Source organism: Noviherbaspirillum galbum (assembly GCF_010974945.1).
Lineage (GTDB): Bacteria > Pseudomonadota > Gammaproteobacteria > Burkholderiales > Burkholderiaceae_D > Noviherbaspirillum > Noviherbaspirillum galbum.
In genome coordinates, this window is the sequence record NZ_JAAIVB010000079.1 from 194,641 (window position 1) to 207,875 (window position 13,235).

The following is a 13,235-nucleotide window of genomic DNA, read 5'->3' on the forward strand; positions in this document are numbered from 1 at the left end:
CTGCGCCGACGGGCGGTCGGTTCAGGCCGCCTGGCGTTCCTGGTCCGGGTCGTCCATCCTGATCAGTTTGACCACCTTGATGGCCTGGTTCTGCACCTGGATGATTTCAACCGCGCAGCCGGGCAGCTTCACGCCGACGCTGGCTTCCGGGATGTCGCGCAGCACCTCGAGCAGCAGGCCGTTCATGGTCTTGGGGCCGTCCACCGGCAGGTCGAGCTTGAGCTGCTTGTTGATGTCGCGCAGGGTGGTGGCGCCTTCCAGCAGGCATTCCCCATTCTTGTCCCAGCCGAAGCCTTCGGTGCGCGCGGTGCCTGGCATAGAGGTGGTGAATTCGCCGATCATTTCCTCGATGATGTCTTCCAGGGTCACCAGTCCCTGCACTTCGCCGTATTCATCGACGATGATGCCGAGCCGCTCGTGATTTTCCTGAAAATACTGGAGCTGGGTGAAGACGTCGGTGTCCTCGGGGATGAAGTACGGCGCGGTCAGCAGTTCGCGGAAATGCTCGACGGTCAGCTCATTCTGGTTCAGCAGGGACATGGCCTTGCGCACGTGCAGGATGCCGACGATGCGGTTGATCTCGCCCTCGTAGACGGGCAGCTTGTTGTGATAGCAGGTCGTGAGCTGGCCCTTGATTTCCTCGACCGGCACCGACAGGTTCAGCGCCTCGATCTGGGCGCGCGGCGTCATGACGTCTTCCACCGAGATCTTCTCGAGGTCGAAAAGATTCAGCAGGATGCTCTTGTGCTTCTGGGGGATGAAATTGCCGCCCTCGAGCACCATGGAGCGCAGCTCTTCCGGAGACAGGCGCTGCTCATGGCCGGAATGGCCGGTCTTGATGAACAGGATGCGCAGGAAGGCGGAAACGAAGAGGTTGACGAACCAGATCACCGGCTTCGCCAGCGACATCAGGGGCTTGAGGATGAAGCTGATGATGACCGACAGCCGTTCCGGGTAGGTCGCGCCGATGACCTTCGGCGAGATTTCCGCGAACACGATCAGCAGGAAGGCCACGACCGCCGTGGCGATGGTGATGATGGTTTCCTCGTTGCCGAACATCGAGATCGCGATGGCGGTCACCAGCGCCGTGGCAAGCGCATTGAGCAGGGTGTTGACGATGAGGATGAGGGACAGGAGCTTGTCCGTGCGGCCCAGGAGCCAGAGCGACGTGGCGGCTCCCTTGTTGCCGCGCTGGGCGAGATGCCGCAGCTTGTGCCGGTTGGCCGCCATCAGCGCCGTCTCGGCCATCGCAAAAAACGCGGAAAGGAAAATCAGGAAGAAGAGCGCGAGAATTTGCGCCCATAAGGGTACGGCATCCAAAGGGTCACCGCAGAATGATTTGCATAGATGATGCAATAATGGTCGGGGTGAGAGGATTCGAACCTCCGGCCTCTACGTCCCGAACGTAGCGCTCTACCAGGCTAAGCTACACCCCGAATTTCAAGCCGATGGAACCCGCTTGCGCTCAATGATTCCGGTCGACTGCGAAAGCGCACAATTGTAGCAGAGAATCCTTGAAATCACCAGCTGGTAGGCCCTGGATTGCATTCGCTGCCTGCTGAGCATTTTTTTCAGCCTCGCGGCGCGTGTAGTCGAGGGCACCGGACCCGGTGATCGCGCTGAGTATCTCGTCGAAATGCTGCTCGTCGCCGGTTTCGATGCAGGCGCGCACGAGTTCGCGCTGCCCTGGCGTGCCGTGCTGCATCAGGTAGATGAGCGGCAACGTCGGCTTGCCTTCCCGCAAATCGTCGCCGACGTTCTTGCCGATGTCGGAGGCGTTGCCGGAATAGTCGAGTACGTCGTCGATGAGCTGGAACGCCGTGCCCAGCGAGCGGCCGTATTCGGCGGCGGCGTCGATTACGGGGTCGGACGCGCCGGCGATGAGCGCCCCGAGCTGGGTGGCGGCTTCGAACAGCTTGGCTGTCTTGGAGCGTATCACCTGGAGGTAGCGCTCTTCCGTGACGTCGGGGTCATGCATGTTGAGCAGCTGCAGCACCTCGCCTTCGGCGATGACGTTGGTGGCGTCGGCGAGGATCTGCATCACCCGCATGTTCCCGACGTTCACCATCATCTGGAACGCCCGGGAGTAGACGAAGTCGCCGACCAGCACCGAGGCGGCGTTGCCGAACAGCGCGTTGGCGGTCTTGCGTCCGCGCCGCAGGGAAGATTCATCAACCACGTCGTCGTGCAGCAGGGTGGCGGTATGGATGAATTCCACCACCGCGGCGAGGTCGTGGTGATGCGTGCCGCGATAGCCGTGGGCGTTGGCCATGAGCAGCACCAGCACCGGGCGGATGCGCTTGCCGCCGGCGCTGATGATGTATTCGGCGATCTGGTTGACGAGGGGGACCTCGGAATACAGCTGGCGGCGGATGACGTCGTTGACGGCATCCATGTCGGCTGAGATCGGCTGGATGATGGTGTTCTGGGTGGCTGGTTGACGTGCGGCAGACAAGATGGGACCCGCTGAATTCTTGAATTGCGTGAATTATACGACGACAACCGCCCGGACCACCCGGCCCGGCATGCCAAGAACACATGATTCTTGACTTCGGCCGAATCCTTCCCCAAGGCATACAGAAACCCTTTTGACCGCGGTGCTAAGTCTATGTATAATCACGGGTTTTCCCGATTCGGCCAGGCATTCTCAACCAGAAGCGGGAAAACAGAAGCGTGATTAACAATTTTTGATAGAGGTTTCACATGTACGCGGTCATAAAAACCGGCGGCAAACAGTATAAGGTTGCTGCTGGCGAAAAACTCAAAGTAGAACAGATACCGGCTGACATTGGTTCCGAAATCACCCTTGATCAAGTGCTCGCAGTGGGCGCTGGTGACACCATCAAGTTTGGTGCGCCGCTGGTCGAAGGTGCCAAGGTCCAGGCTACGGTAGTGGCGCACGGTCGCCACGACAAGGTACGAATTTTCAAGATGCGCCGCCGCAAGCACTACCAGAAGCGCCAGGGCCATCGCCAAAATTACACCGAACTGCAAATCGTCTCGATCAACGCTTAATTTTCGGCGATCGAACTAACCGGAAACCAAGGAGCTTCACATGGCACACAAAAAAGGCGGCGGCACTACGCGCAACGGCCGTGATTCCGAGTCGAAACGACTGGGCGTCAAGGTCTACGGCGGCCAGGCGATCAACGCCGGCGGCATCATCATTCGTCAGCGCGGCACCCGCGTCCATCCCGGCGAGAACGTCGGCATCGGCAAGGACCACACCCTGTTCGCCCTGATCGACGGCAAGGTGCAGTTCACGACCAAGGGCGCGTTGAAGCGCCACACCGTAATGGTGGTTCCTGCTTAATCTGCCCAGTCATTTCCGGGCAGTCAAGCAACGCAAGGAAAGGCTCTGCCGCTGGTGGGGCCTTTTTAATTTGTGGGCTATCCCCACTTGCGATTCACCTCTTTCAAATCAGCGGCCTTGCACATCAAGGCGGCATTCCTGACGGCAAATCATGAAGTTCATCGACGAAGCAAAAATCGAAGTCATTGCCGGCGACGGCGGCAACGGCGTTGCCTCGTTCTGCCGTGAGAAATTCCGGCCTTTCGGCGGCCCCGATGGCGGCGACGGCGGCAAGGGCGGCAGCATCTTTGCCGTGGCCGACCGCAACATCAACACCCTGGTCGATTACCGCTACGCCAAGCTGCACCGCGCCAAGGACGGCGAAAACGGCCGTGGGTCCGACTGCTATGGCAAGGGCGCGGAAGACGTCTTCCTGCGCATGCCGGTCGGCACACTGATCAGCGACCCCAATTCCGGCGAAATCATCGCCGACCTCACCGAGCACGAACAGGTCGTGCTGCTGGCAAAAGGCGGCGAGGGCGGCTGGGGCAACATCCATTTCAAGTCGTCCACCAATCGCGCGCCGCGCCAGAAAACCGATGGCAAGCCGGGCGAGCAGCGCGAGCTCAAGCTCGAGCTGAAGGTCCTGGCCGACGTCGGCCTGCTCGGCATGCCCAACGCCGGCAAGTCGACATTCATCACCGCCGTGTCCAATGCCCGTCCCAAGATCGCGGACTATCCCTTCACCACGCTGCATCCGAATCTCGGCGTGGTGCGCGTCAGCCACGAACGCAGCTTCGTCATCGCCGACATTCCCGGCCTGATCGAGGGCGCGGCCGAAGGCGCGGGCCTGGGCCACCAGTTCCTGCGGCATCTCCAGCGCACAACGCTGCTGCTGCACATCGTCGACCTAGCGCCCTTCGACGACGCGGTCGACCCGGTGAAGGAAGCCAAGGCCATCGTCAAGGAATTGAAGAAATACGACGAGGAACTGCATGCCAAGCCGCGCTGGCTGGTGCTCAACAAGCTGGACATGGTTCCCGGCGACGAACGCGCCAAGCGCGTCAAGGACTTCGTCAAGCGCTTTGCCTGGAAAGGCCCGGTCTTCGAAATCTCGGCGCTGACCCGCGACGGCTGCGAAGACCTGATCAATGCGATCTACGAATTCATCGCCGAGCAGCGCCAGAAGGAGCATCGCGCGGCGGAAACCCGGGTGGTGGAAGAGGCGCGCAGCATTGCCTCGATCGAACCCGACGACCCGCGCTTCAAGAGCATCGAGTAAGCCAATAAGCCATCCGCGCGGATGGAGTAAGATCCGGGAAACGGGCCGTGCAGGAGGAGGTGCGGCCCCCGTTGGCAACAATGTCACCACGCCGCATGGCGCTCCCGCAGGGCGGCGGCAGAAGATCAGAACATGAATTCCGTCATCCAGAAAGCCAAGCGTCTCATCATCAAGGTCGGTTCCTCGCTCGTCACCAACGACGGCAAGGGGCTCGACACCACGGCAATCGCGAAATGGGCCGAGCAGATCGCCCAGTTGCGCGACATGGGCAAGGAAGTCGTCCTCGTCAGTTCCGGCGCGATCGCCGAAGGCATGCAGCGCCTCGGCTTCGACAAGCGGCCGACTGGCATCCATGAGTTGCAGGCCTGCGCGGCCGTCGGCCAGATGGGCCTCGCGCAGATCTACGAAACCAGCTTCCGCCGCCACAGCATCGGCACGGCGCAGGTATTGCTCACCCACGCCGACCTCGCCGACCGCGAACGTTACCTGAATGCCCGTTCTACCCTGTTCACCCTGCTGCGCTTCGGCGTGGTTCCCATCATCAACGAGAACGATACCGTGGTCACCGACGAGATCAAGTTCGGCGACAACGACACGCTCGGGGCGCTGGTCGCCAACCTCATCGAAGGCGACGCGCTGATCATCCTCACCGACCAGAAAGGCTTGTACACCGCGGATCCGCGCAGCAATCCGCAGGCGGAATTCGTGCATGAAGCCAAGGCGGGCGATCCGTCGCTGGAAGCGATGGCCGGTGGCGCCGGAACCGGCATCGGACGCGGCGGCATGCTGACCAAGATCCTCGCCGCGCGCCGCGCGGCCGCATCGGGCGCCCATACCGTCATTGCCTGGGGCAGGGAGGATCGGGTGCTTACCCGGCTTGCATCCGGCGAAGCCATCGGCACCCAGCTCGTGGCGCAGACGGCGCACCTGACGGCGCGCAAGCAATGGATGGCCGATCATCTGCAGACGGCGGGCAAGGTCGTGCTGGACGCGGGCGCCGTGCAAAAGCTCACGGCGGAAGGCAAGTCGCTCCTGCCAATCGGCGTCATCGAGGTAAGCGGGGATTTCGGCCGCGGCGACGTCATCACCTGCACCGACCAGGCGGGCCGCCCCGTTGCGCGCGGCATCAGCAACTATGCCAGCTCGGAAGCCCGGCGCATCATGCGCAAGCCGTCCGCCGAGATCGAGTCCATCCTTGGTTTCGTGGAAGAGCCGGAACTCATTCACCGCGACAACATGGTGTTGATCTGAAGTGAAAAGTGAAGCGCGCGCCGGGCCGGCCGGCGCGGCCGGCTTGAATCACTGTCCGCGCTGCGGCGACAGCGTGCGCTGGTAGCGCAGTCGCTCCAGCATGTCCTTGGCCGATCCGGCCACCGTCTTCGAATCGCAGAAATAATCCCTGAACAAGGCATCCTGCTGGCGGTTCACCGCATGCCCGTCGATCTTTTCCCACTGGTCGCGGCGCGAGCGGGACCAGCCGCCGTCCGGGCGTCCGAAAGCGTAAAACTTGCGCTCGTAGGTGGCGCAGCGTATGCCTTCGTAGCTGACGTTGCGGGCGCCGCCCTCGCTGGTGACCACGATCGTGTAGCGGACCACGCCGTCCTGGCCGACGCTGATCGACTCCGCGTCGACCGCGAATTTTTGCGTCGCTGTCGGGCTGACGTAGAAGGGCAGGAGCTGGCGGTCCTGCGGCGGACCCGGCAGCTGCACGGCGATTTCCTGCCACGGGCGGTTTTGATCGTCGAAGTCTTCCTCGAAGCGGGAGGATTGCGCCGCAGCGCCGCTTGATGCGGCGGACGCGGCAAGAGCAAGAATGAAAAGGGCCATCGCCGAAGCGGCGGCCGGCAGGCGATCGATCATGAAGCGGCTTATTCCTTGTTGTTGGTCTTGACCACGATCAGTTCGGGCGCGGCCTCGGCGGCATCCACGGCCTGGCGCGTGGACGCATGATGTTGCCGGAGATAGCGGGCGCCATGGCGATGCGGGCTTTGTCCGGACGAGCGGTTCAGGAAACGCGACAGTTCCTGCAGCGCCTTCTGGTAAACCTCGCGCTTGAACTCGATCACCACGTCGAGCGGCACCCAGTAGTCGTGCCAGCGCCACGCGTCGAATTCGGGATGGTCGGTTCCGCGCAGGTTGATGTCGCAATCGCGGCCGGTCATCCTGAGCAGGAACCAGATCTGCTTCTGGCCGCGATAATGACCCCGGATCTCGCGCTTGATGAAGCGGTCCGGCACCTCGTATCGCAGCCAGTCGCGGGTACGTCCGATGATCTTGACGTGCTCCGGCTTCAGGCCGACTTCTTCCTCCAGTTCGCGGTACATCGCCTGCTCCGGCGTTTCGCCGAACTTGATGCCGCCTTGCGGAAATTGCCACGAATGCTCGCGTACGCGTTTTCCCCACCAGACCTCGTTGTGCGAGTTCAGCAGGATGATGCCGACGTTCGGGCGAAAGCCTTCACGGTCCAGCATGTTGCACCTCAAAACTTTCTGCGGCTAGATCATCCTCATCGTTACAGATGTTGCACGTGCGGGCAGTGGCGCGGAAAGGGCGGTTGCCGTCCCGCGCGCGCAGCATGAATCAAAAGTGTCGGTAATGGATGCATCAGCCAGCTAATCCTTTAAAATTGAGTCGATTATAACTCTCTCTTTTTAAAAAGAATTACCGCCATGCGCGCATCCCGATTTTTTATTTCTACGCTTAAAGAAGCCCCCTCCGATGCAGAAATCGTCAGCCACAAGCTGATGATGCGCGCGGGGATGATCAAACGTCTGGGTTCCGGCATCTATACCTACATGCCGATGGGCCTGCGGGTGATCCGCAAGGTGGAAAACATCATCCGCGAAGAAATGAACCGCGCCGGCGCCATCGAGCTGCTGATGCCGGTCGTGCAACCCGCCGAGCTGTGGCAGGAAACCAACCGCTGGGACAAGATGGGCCCGGAACTGATGCGCGTCAAGGATCGCCACGGCCGCGACTACGCCATCCAGCCGACCTCCGAGGAAGTCATCACCGACGTGGTGCGCAGCGACATCAAGTCGTACCGCCAGCTGCCGATCAACTTCTACCACATCCAGACCAAGTTCCGCGACGAGCGCCGCCCGCGCTTCGGCCTGATGCGCGGCCGCGAATTCACCATGAAGGATGCCTATTCCTTCGACCGCGACGTCGAGGGCATGCAGAAATCCTACAAGATCATGTACGACGCCTACGTGGCCATCTTCAACCGCTTCGGCCTGCAGTTCCGCGCGGTGGCGGCCGACAACGGCGCCATCGGAGGCTCCGGCTCGCATGAATTCCACGTCATCGCCGACACCGGCGAGGATGCGCTGGTCTACTCGCCCGAGTCCGACTACGCCGCCAACATGGAAGCCGCCGAGGCTGTCGCCCTGGGCAACCGCGGACCCGCCGCCGAGCCGCTGACCAAGACGCCCACGCCGGGCAAGGCCAAGTGCGAGCACGTCGCCGAGCTGCTGAACCTGCCGCTGGAACGCACCATCAAGTCCATCGTGCTGGCGGTCGACAAGGAAGGCGCGGAGACCGAGATCTGGCTGCTCATGCTGCGCGGCGACCACAGCCTCAACGAGGTGAAGGCCGCCAAGATCCCCGGGCTGGGCGCCTTCCGCTTTGCCTCGGAAGCCGAGATCGTCGATGCCTTCGGCACGAAGCCGGGCTACCTGGGACCGGTCGGCACGAAGAAGCCGGTCAAGGTGGTGGCCGACCGCACGGTGGCCAACATGGCGGATTTCGTCTGCGGCGCCAACGAGGAAGACTTCCACTACACCGGCGTCAACTGGGGGCGCGACCTGCCCGAACCCCTCGTCGTCGACTTGCGCAACGTGGTGTCCGGCGACCCCTCCCCGGACGGCCGCGGCACCCTGGCTATCCAGCGCGGCATCGAAGTCGGCCACGTCTTCCAGCTCGGCACCCGCTACTCGGAAGACATGAAGGCCACCTACCTCGATGAAAACGGCAAGCCGCAGCTGATGCAGATGGGCTGCTACGGCATCGGCGTGACCCGCATCCTGGGCGCGGCAATCGAACAGAACTTCGACGACAAGGGCATCATCTGGCCGGCGGCGATCGCGCCGTTCGAGGTGGTGCTTTGCCCCATGGGCTACGACCGCAACGAGACCGTGAAGGCGGAAACCGACAAGCTTTACGGCGACCTGCAGGCGGCCGGCGTCGACGTGATCCTCGACGACCGCGGCGAACGCCCGGGCGTGATGTTCGCCGACTGGGAACTGATCGGCGTGCCGCATCGCGTCGTGATCGGCGACCGCGGCTTGAAGGAAGGCAAGCTGGAATACCAGGGCCGGCGGGATGCCGCTGCCACCGCCGTGAACGTCGGCGAGATGCCGGCCTTCCTCAAGTCCCGCCTGGCGGCCTGAGCTGGCTGGCATGCGGTTCTGGCAATCGATGCGGCGCGGGGCTTGCCTTGGCGTCGTCGCCGGGTCGCTGGCGATGTCGGCCTGGGCCGGCAACCAGAAGGAGGAGGCGCTCGCCGACAGCGTGCGCCTGGCGCTGGCGCGCGCGATCAACGATTCCCGTCCGCCCCGGGTGCAATACGTGCGCATCGAGGATCGCATCGCCTACCTGAGCTGGGTCGGAGAAATGGCCGACCGGCTCAGGCGCAAGCTGCCCGACTGGCAGGTCCGGCGGGAATTCGTCGAGACGGTCTGGTACGAGGCGAAGCGCGCCGGCCTCGATCCGTCGATGGTCCTGGGATTGATCCAGGTCGAATCAGGCTTCCGCAAGTACGCGGTGTCGCCGGTCGGCGCGCACGGCTACATGCAGGTGATGCCGTTCTGGACGCGGGTGATCGGCGATGGCGAGCGGTCCCGCCTGTTCAACATGCAGACCAACCTGCGCTATGGCTGCTCCATCCTGCGCATGTACATCGACATGGAAGGCGGCGACCTGTTTCTCGCGCTGGGGCGCTACAACGGCAGCCGCGGACAGAAGGAGTATCCGAACGCGGTGCTGTCCGCGTGGCGGCAATGGGAATTCAAGGGCTGATCTCCCTCGGAGGATGAGGCCGCCAACAAAAACGCCCGCGCGATGCGGGCGTTTTTGTTTGGCCTCTGGAAAGAGAGATTATTGCAGGTGGCCGGCGATGAGCTTGGTCATCTCGAACATGGACACTTGCTTCTTCCCGCCAAACACGGCTTTCAGCTTGTCGTCTGCATTGATCATGCGCTTGTTGGCGGCATCCTGCAGATTGTTCTTCTTGATGTAGTCCCAGACCTTCTTGGTGACTTCGGTGCGGGGCAGGGGGCTGGAACCGATCACGGCGCCCAGGGTTTCGGAAGGCGTCATGGGTTTCATGAATGCGGCATTCGGAGCGCGCGTGGTCTTGGCCGCGGTCTTCTTTGCTGCGGGCTTGGCGGCTGCCTTCTTGGCGGGAGCTGCGGCCTTCTTCGCCGGAGCCGCTGCCTTCTTCGCTGCCGGCTTTGCTGCTGCCTTCTTCGCAGGAGCCGCGGCCTTCTTCGCCGGAGCTGCCTTCTTTGCTGCGGGTTTGGCTGCCGCCTTCTTTGCAGGGGCTGCCTTCTTGGCGGCTGTCTTGGCCGCGGATTTCTTGGCTGTTGCCATCTTCAAGCCTCCTTCACGAAATGTGTTGGGAAATGCGCAATGTCACGCAACGCTAATAGTGGTGCGGTTTTTCGGGCGACGCAAGTGTTTTTTGATCGTTTTTGCACGTTTTCGCACGAGGGATGCGGCCCGATCGCCAGAGGAGAAAACGGCGTTGAGGCGGATTAAAGCGCATCCCGCGCGGAGCGTGCGCCTCCTTGGTGCATGAGGGGACGCGCGGCTGCGAGCCGCCGGTCCGCCCGAAGCGCGCCTTCCGGCAAGCGCCAATCCGCGCAGGGCCGCGCCACGACTGGGTGTTTGGGGAATGGAGGAGAAGGAAGAGGGGGAGGGAGCGGCGTGCCGCCGCATCCGCCGGGGAGAATCGTCCCCGCCCGGACATGGCGGGGACTGCGTGTCAGGTAACGATGAGGTCTATCGCATCCCGGGCATCATGCCCTTCATGCTGCGCATCATTTTCATCATGCCGCCGCCCTTGAGCTTCTTCATCATGGACTGCATCTGTTCGAACTGGGACAGCATGCGGTTCACTTCCTGCACCTGCACGCCGGCGCCGGTGGCGATGCGGCGCTTGCGCGACGCCTTGATCAGCTCCGGCTTGGCCCGCTCCTGCGGGGTCATCGCATTGATGATGCCTTCCATGCGGCGCACCTGCTTCTCGGCCTGGCCCATGTCGGCGCTGCCGGCCGCCTGCTGGAATTGCGCCGGCAGCTTGTCGAGCAGGCCGGAGAGTCCGCCCATCTTCTTCATCTGCGAGATCTGGGCCTTGAAGTCGTTCAGGTCGAACTTGCCGCCGCCCTTGATCTTGTCGGCGAGGTCTTTCGCGGCAGCAACGTCGACGCCCTTGCGCGCTTCCTCCACGAGGGCGAGGATGTCGCCCATGCCGAGGATGCGGTTGGCCATGCGGTTCGGGTCGAAGGCTTCGAGGCCATCGAGCTTCTCCGCCACGCCGGCGAACTTCACCGGCTTGCCGGTGATGTGGCGCACCGAGAGGGCGGCGCCGCCGCGCGAATCGCCGTCGAGCTTGGTCAGCACCACGCCCGTCAGGGGCAAGGCGTCATTGAAGGCCTTGGCGGTGTTGATCGCATCCTGGCCGAGCATCGCGTCGACCACGAACAGCGTCTCGATTGGCTTGACCGCGGCGTGCAGGGCGGCGATTTCCTGCATCATCGCTTCGTCGATGCCAAGCCGGCCGGCGGTATCGATGATCAGGACGTCGTGGTAATGCTTCTTCGCGTAGTCGACGGCGGCCAGGGCGATGTCCACCGGCTTGTCGTTGGCCGACGAGGGGAAGAAGTCGGCGCCGACCTGCTTGGTGACGGTCTCGAGCTGGCCGATCGCCGCCGGGCGGTAGACGTCGGCCGACACCGTCAGCACCTTCTTGCGCTTCTCTTCCTTCAGGTACTTGGCCAGCTTGCCGACGGTGGTGGTCTTGCCGGCGCCCTGCAGGCCGGCCATGAGGATGATCGCCGGCGGCTGGGTGGCGAAATTGAGTTCGTAGGCCTCGGGGCCGAGGTCCGCGCCCATGATGGCGGCGAGCTCGCGCTGCACCACGCCGACCAGCGCCTGGCCGGGCGTGAGAGAGGAAATGACTTCTTCGCCGAGGGCCTTTTCCTTCACCTTGGCAATGAATTCGCGTACCGCCGGCAGGGCGACGTCCGCCTCCAGCAGCGCGAGACGCACTTCACGCAGCATCTCGGCGGTGTTGGACTCGGTCAGGCGGGCTTCCCCGCGCATGGTTTTGACGACTTTGGCAAGCCGTTGGGTCAGGTTGTCGAGCATGGATGGACCGGTATCTAGAAGGAGGAGGGGCGCGGAGCGGGGGGGCGCCCGGAACAAGCCCCCATTCTACCCGATGTGCACCGGCGCTCCGGCCCGCGGGCACGCTCCGCCGGGACGGTGTCGGCAGGCAAGCCCGCCCGCCGGCCCGGCGCGTTTTCACCTTGTCCATTCCTGCTTCACGGCGGCCCGATTGCCGGTCGACATGGTGTAAACTCAGGGATCCGGCGTTTACCCTCGACCTCGATGTTCATCATCCTTTCCCTGCTCGCCGCTGCGCTCTACCTGGTGTCCGCCTGCCTGCCCCTCACGCAGCGCACGGCCAGCGCGGTCGCGACCGCCGTTGCCTGGCTGCTGCATGGCAGCGCGCTTGCCGCGGACATGGTCGGGAGCGACAGCCTGCGCATCGGCTTTGCCAGCGTGCTGTCGGCCACGCTCTGGATCTCGGTCGCGGCCTACTGGCTGGAAAACCGCAACCTCACCCTCGACGGCCTGCGCGTGCTGGTCCTGCCGAGCGCGGCGCTGGCCGCCTTGCTGCCGATGGCGTTCCCCGGCGTGCTGGTGCCGCTGCAGGGACAGACCGCCTTGTTTCCCTGGCATGTCGCGATCGCCATCCTCGCCTACAGCACCCTCACCATCGCCGCCTTCCACGCGGTGCTGATGGCGCTGCAGGAATCGCGGCTGCATTCGCCGCATGATTCATTGCGTTCCGCCGGCTGGCTCAACGCCGCCATCGACCGCCTGCCGGCCCTGCTCACCATGGAACGCCTGCTTTTCCGCCTGATCAGCTTCGGCTTCATCCTGCTGACGCTGACCGTCCTGTCCGGCATCGTGTTCTCTGAATATTTGTTCGGCAAGCCCATCAAGTGGGACCACAAGACGGTCTTCACGCTGCTGTCCTGGGTGCTCTTCGGGGCGCTGCTCGCGGGACGCTTCTGGCGCGGCTGGCGCGGCAAGCTGGCGCTGCGCTTCACCCTGACCGGATTCGCCACCCTGCTGCTGGCCTATGTCGGCACCCGGTTCGTCCTGGAAGTGGTGCTCCACAGGGGAATCGCATGAAGTTCGCGCTCTGGGCACTGTTCATCCTGCTGATCATCTGGATGATGCGCGGCAAAAAGGCGGTGCCGGGCAGGCGCGCCGCGCCCGGCGCCAATGCCATCGAAAGCATGGTGCAGTGCCGGCACTGCGGTGTGCACGTGCCGGTCTCCGAATCGGTGGCCGGACCCGGCGGCGCCTGCTTCTGCAGCGACGAGCACCGCCTCCGGCATGCCGGCTGAGCGCGCCCGCTCCACC

The 13,235-nt window shown here is 63.4% G+C and carries 14 protein-coding genes and 1 tRNA gene; 8 read left to right on the plus strand and 7 right to left on the minus strand.

From position 1 onward, the window contains the following. Window positions 1–21: 21 nt before the first annotated feature. The 3 genes from G3574_RS25350 to ispB all read right to left on the minus strand — a co-directional run bounded on the left by G3574_RS25350 (window position 22) and on the right by ispB (window position 2,455). The gene (locus G3574_RS25350) at window positions 22–1,320 is read right to left on the minus strand and encodes an HlyC/CorC family transporter (protein ID WP_163968345.1); all 1,299 of its coding nucleotides are present in this window, start codon (window positions 1,318–1,320) and stop codon (window positions 22–24) included. A gap of 39 nt (window positions 1,321–1,359) precedes the next feature. After that, window positions 1,360–1,436 (minus strand) — tRNA-Pro (locus G3574_RS25355). A 29-nt stretch (window positions 1,437–1,465) separates the two neighbouring features. Continuing rightward, a complete protein-coding gene (gene ispB, locus G3574_RS25360; protein WP_163968346.1) occupies window positions 1,466–2,455 on the minus strand; it encodes an octaprenyl diphosphate synthase in 990 nt (329 codons plus the stop codon). Window positions 2,456–2,703: 248 nt separating this feature from the next. Between ispB and rplU the strand changes: the two genes are divergently transcribed. The 4 genes from rplU to proB all read left to right on the plus strand — a co-directional run bounded on the left by rplU (window position 2,704) and on the right by proB (window position 5,825). After that, complete coding sequence (rplU, locus tag G3574_RS25365) at window positions 2,704–3,015, plus strand: 50S ribosomal protein L21 (protein WP_040040654.1); 312 nt, start codon at window positions 2,704–2,706, stop codon at window positions 3,013–3,015. Between the two features lie 40 nt (window positions 3,016–3,055). Further along, window positions 3,056–3,313, plus strand: coding sequence for a 50S ribosomal protein L27 (gene rpmA / locus G3574_RS25370; protein WP_163968347.1), 258 nt, complete (start codon window positions 3,056–3,058; stop codon window positions 3,311–3,313). Between the two features lie 151 nt (window positions 3,314–3,464). After that, window positions 3,465–4,574, plus strand: a complete 1,110-nt coding sequence (cgtA, locus tag G3574_RS25375; RefSeq protein WP_163968348.1) for an Obg family GTPase CgtA — start codon at window positions 3,465–3,467, stop codon at window positions 4,572–4,574. 132 nt (window positions 4,575–4,706) lie between these two features. Then, window positions 4,707–5,825, plus strand: a complete 1,119-nt coding sequence (gene proB, locus G3574_RS25380) for a glutamate 5-kinase (protein WP_163968349.1) — start codon at window positions 4,707–4,709, stop codon at window positions 5,823–5,825. Window positions 5,826–5,873: 48 nt separating this feature from the next. Here proB and G3574_RS25385 read toward each other — a convergent pair whose 3' ends face one another. Then, entirely contained in the window at window positions 5,874–6,434 is a 561-nt protein-coding gene (locus tag G3574_RS25385; RefSeq protein WP_163968350.1) for a CNP1-like family protein, read from the minus strand. Window positions 6,435–6,442: 8 nt separating this feature from the next. Beyond that, window positions 6,443–7,045: an RNA pyrophosphohydrolase gene (locus tag G3574_RS25390; protein ID WP_163968351.1), complete on the minus strand. Its 603-nt coding sequence runs from the start codon at window positions 7,043–7,045 to the stop codon at window positions 6,443–6,445. Window positions 7,046–7,243: 198 nt separating this feature from the next. On the opposite strand from G3574_RS25390, the gene G3574_RS25395 reads away from it, so the two are divergent. Further along, window positions 7,244–8,965: a proline--tRNA ligase gene (locus G3574_RS25395; RefSeq protein ID WP_163968352.1), complete on the plus strand. Its 1,722-nt coding sequence runs from the start codon at window positions 7,244–7,246 to the stop codon at window positions 8,963–8,965. 10 nt (window positions 8,966–8,975) lie between these two features. Beyond that, entirely contained in the window at window positions 8,976–9,593 is a 618-nt protein-coding gene (locus G3574_RS25400; protein WP_407941702.1) for a lytic transglycosylase domain-containing protein, read from the plus strand. Window positions 9,594–9,671: 78 nt separating this feature from the next. Here G3574_RS25400 and G3574_RS25405 read toward each other — a convergent pair whose 3' ends face one another. Further along, entirely contained in the window at window positions 9,672–10,166 is a 495-nt protein-coding gene (locus G3574_RS25405) for an SWIB/MDM2 domain-containing protein (RefSeq protein WP_163968353.1), read from the minus strand. A gap of 411 nt (window positions 10,167–10,577) precedes the next feature. Beyond that, a complete protein-coding gene (gene ffh, locus G3574_RS25410; RefSeq protein WP_163968354.1) occupies window positions 10,578–11,945 on the minus strand; it encodes a signal recognition particle protein in 1,368 nt (455 codons plus the stop codon). A 243-nt stretch (window positions 11,946–12,188) separates the two neighbouring features. Between ffh and G3574_RS25415 the strand changes: the two genes are divergently transcribed. Together G3574_RS25415 and G3574_RS25420 are read left to right on the plus strand one after the other, a co-directional pair. Next, window positions 12,189–13,001 carry a cytochrome C assembly family protein gene (locus G3574_RS25415; protein ID WP_163968355.1) on the plus strand — a complete coding sequence of 271 codons (813 nt, stop codon included), beginning with the start codon at window positions 12,189–12,191 and terminating at the stop codon, window positions 12,999–13,001. Next, entirely contained in the window at window positions 12,998–13,219 is a 222-nt protein-coding gene (locus G3574_RS25420; RefSeq protein WP_163968356.1) for a PP0621 family protein, read from the plus strand. The genes G3574_RS25415 and G3574_RS25420 overlap by 4 nt, the downstream gene beginning before the upstream one ends. Window positions 13,220–13,235 lie beyond the last annotated feature (16 nt).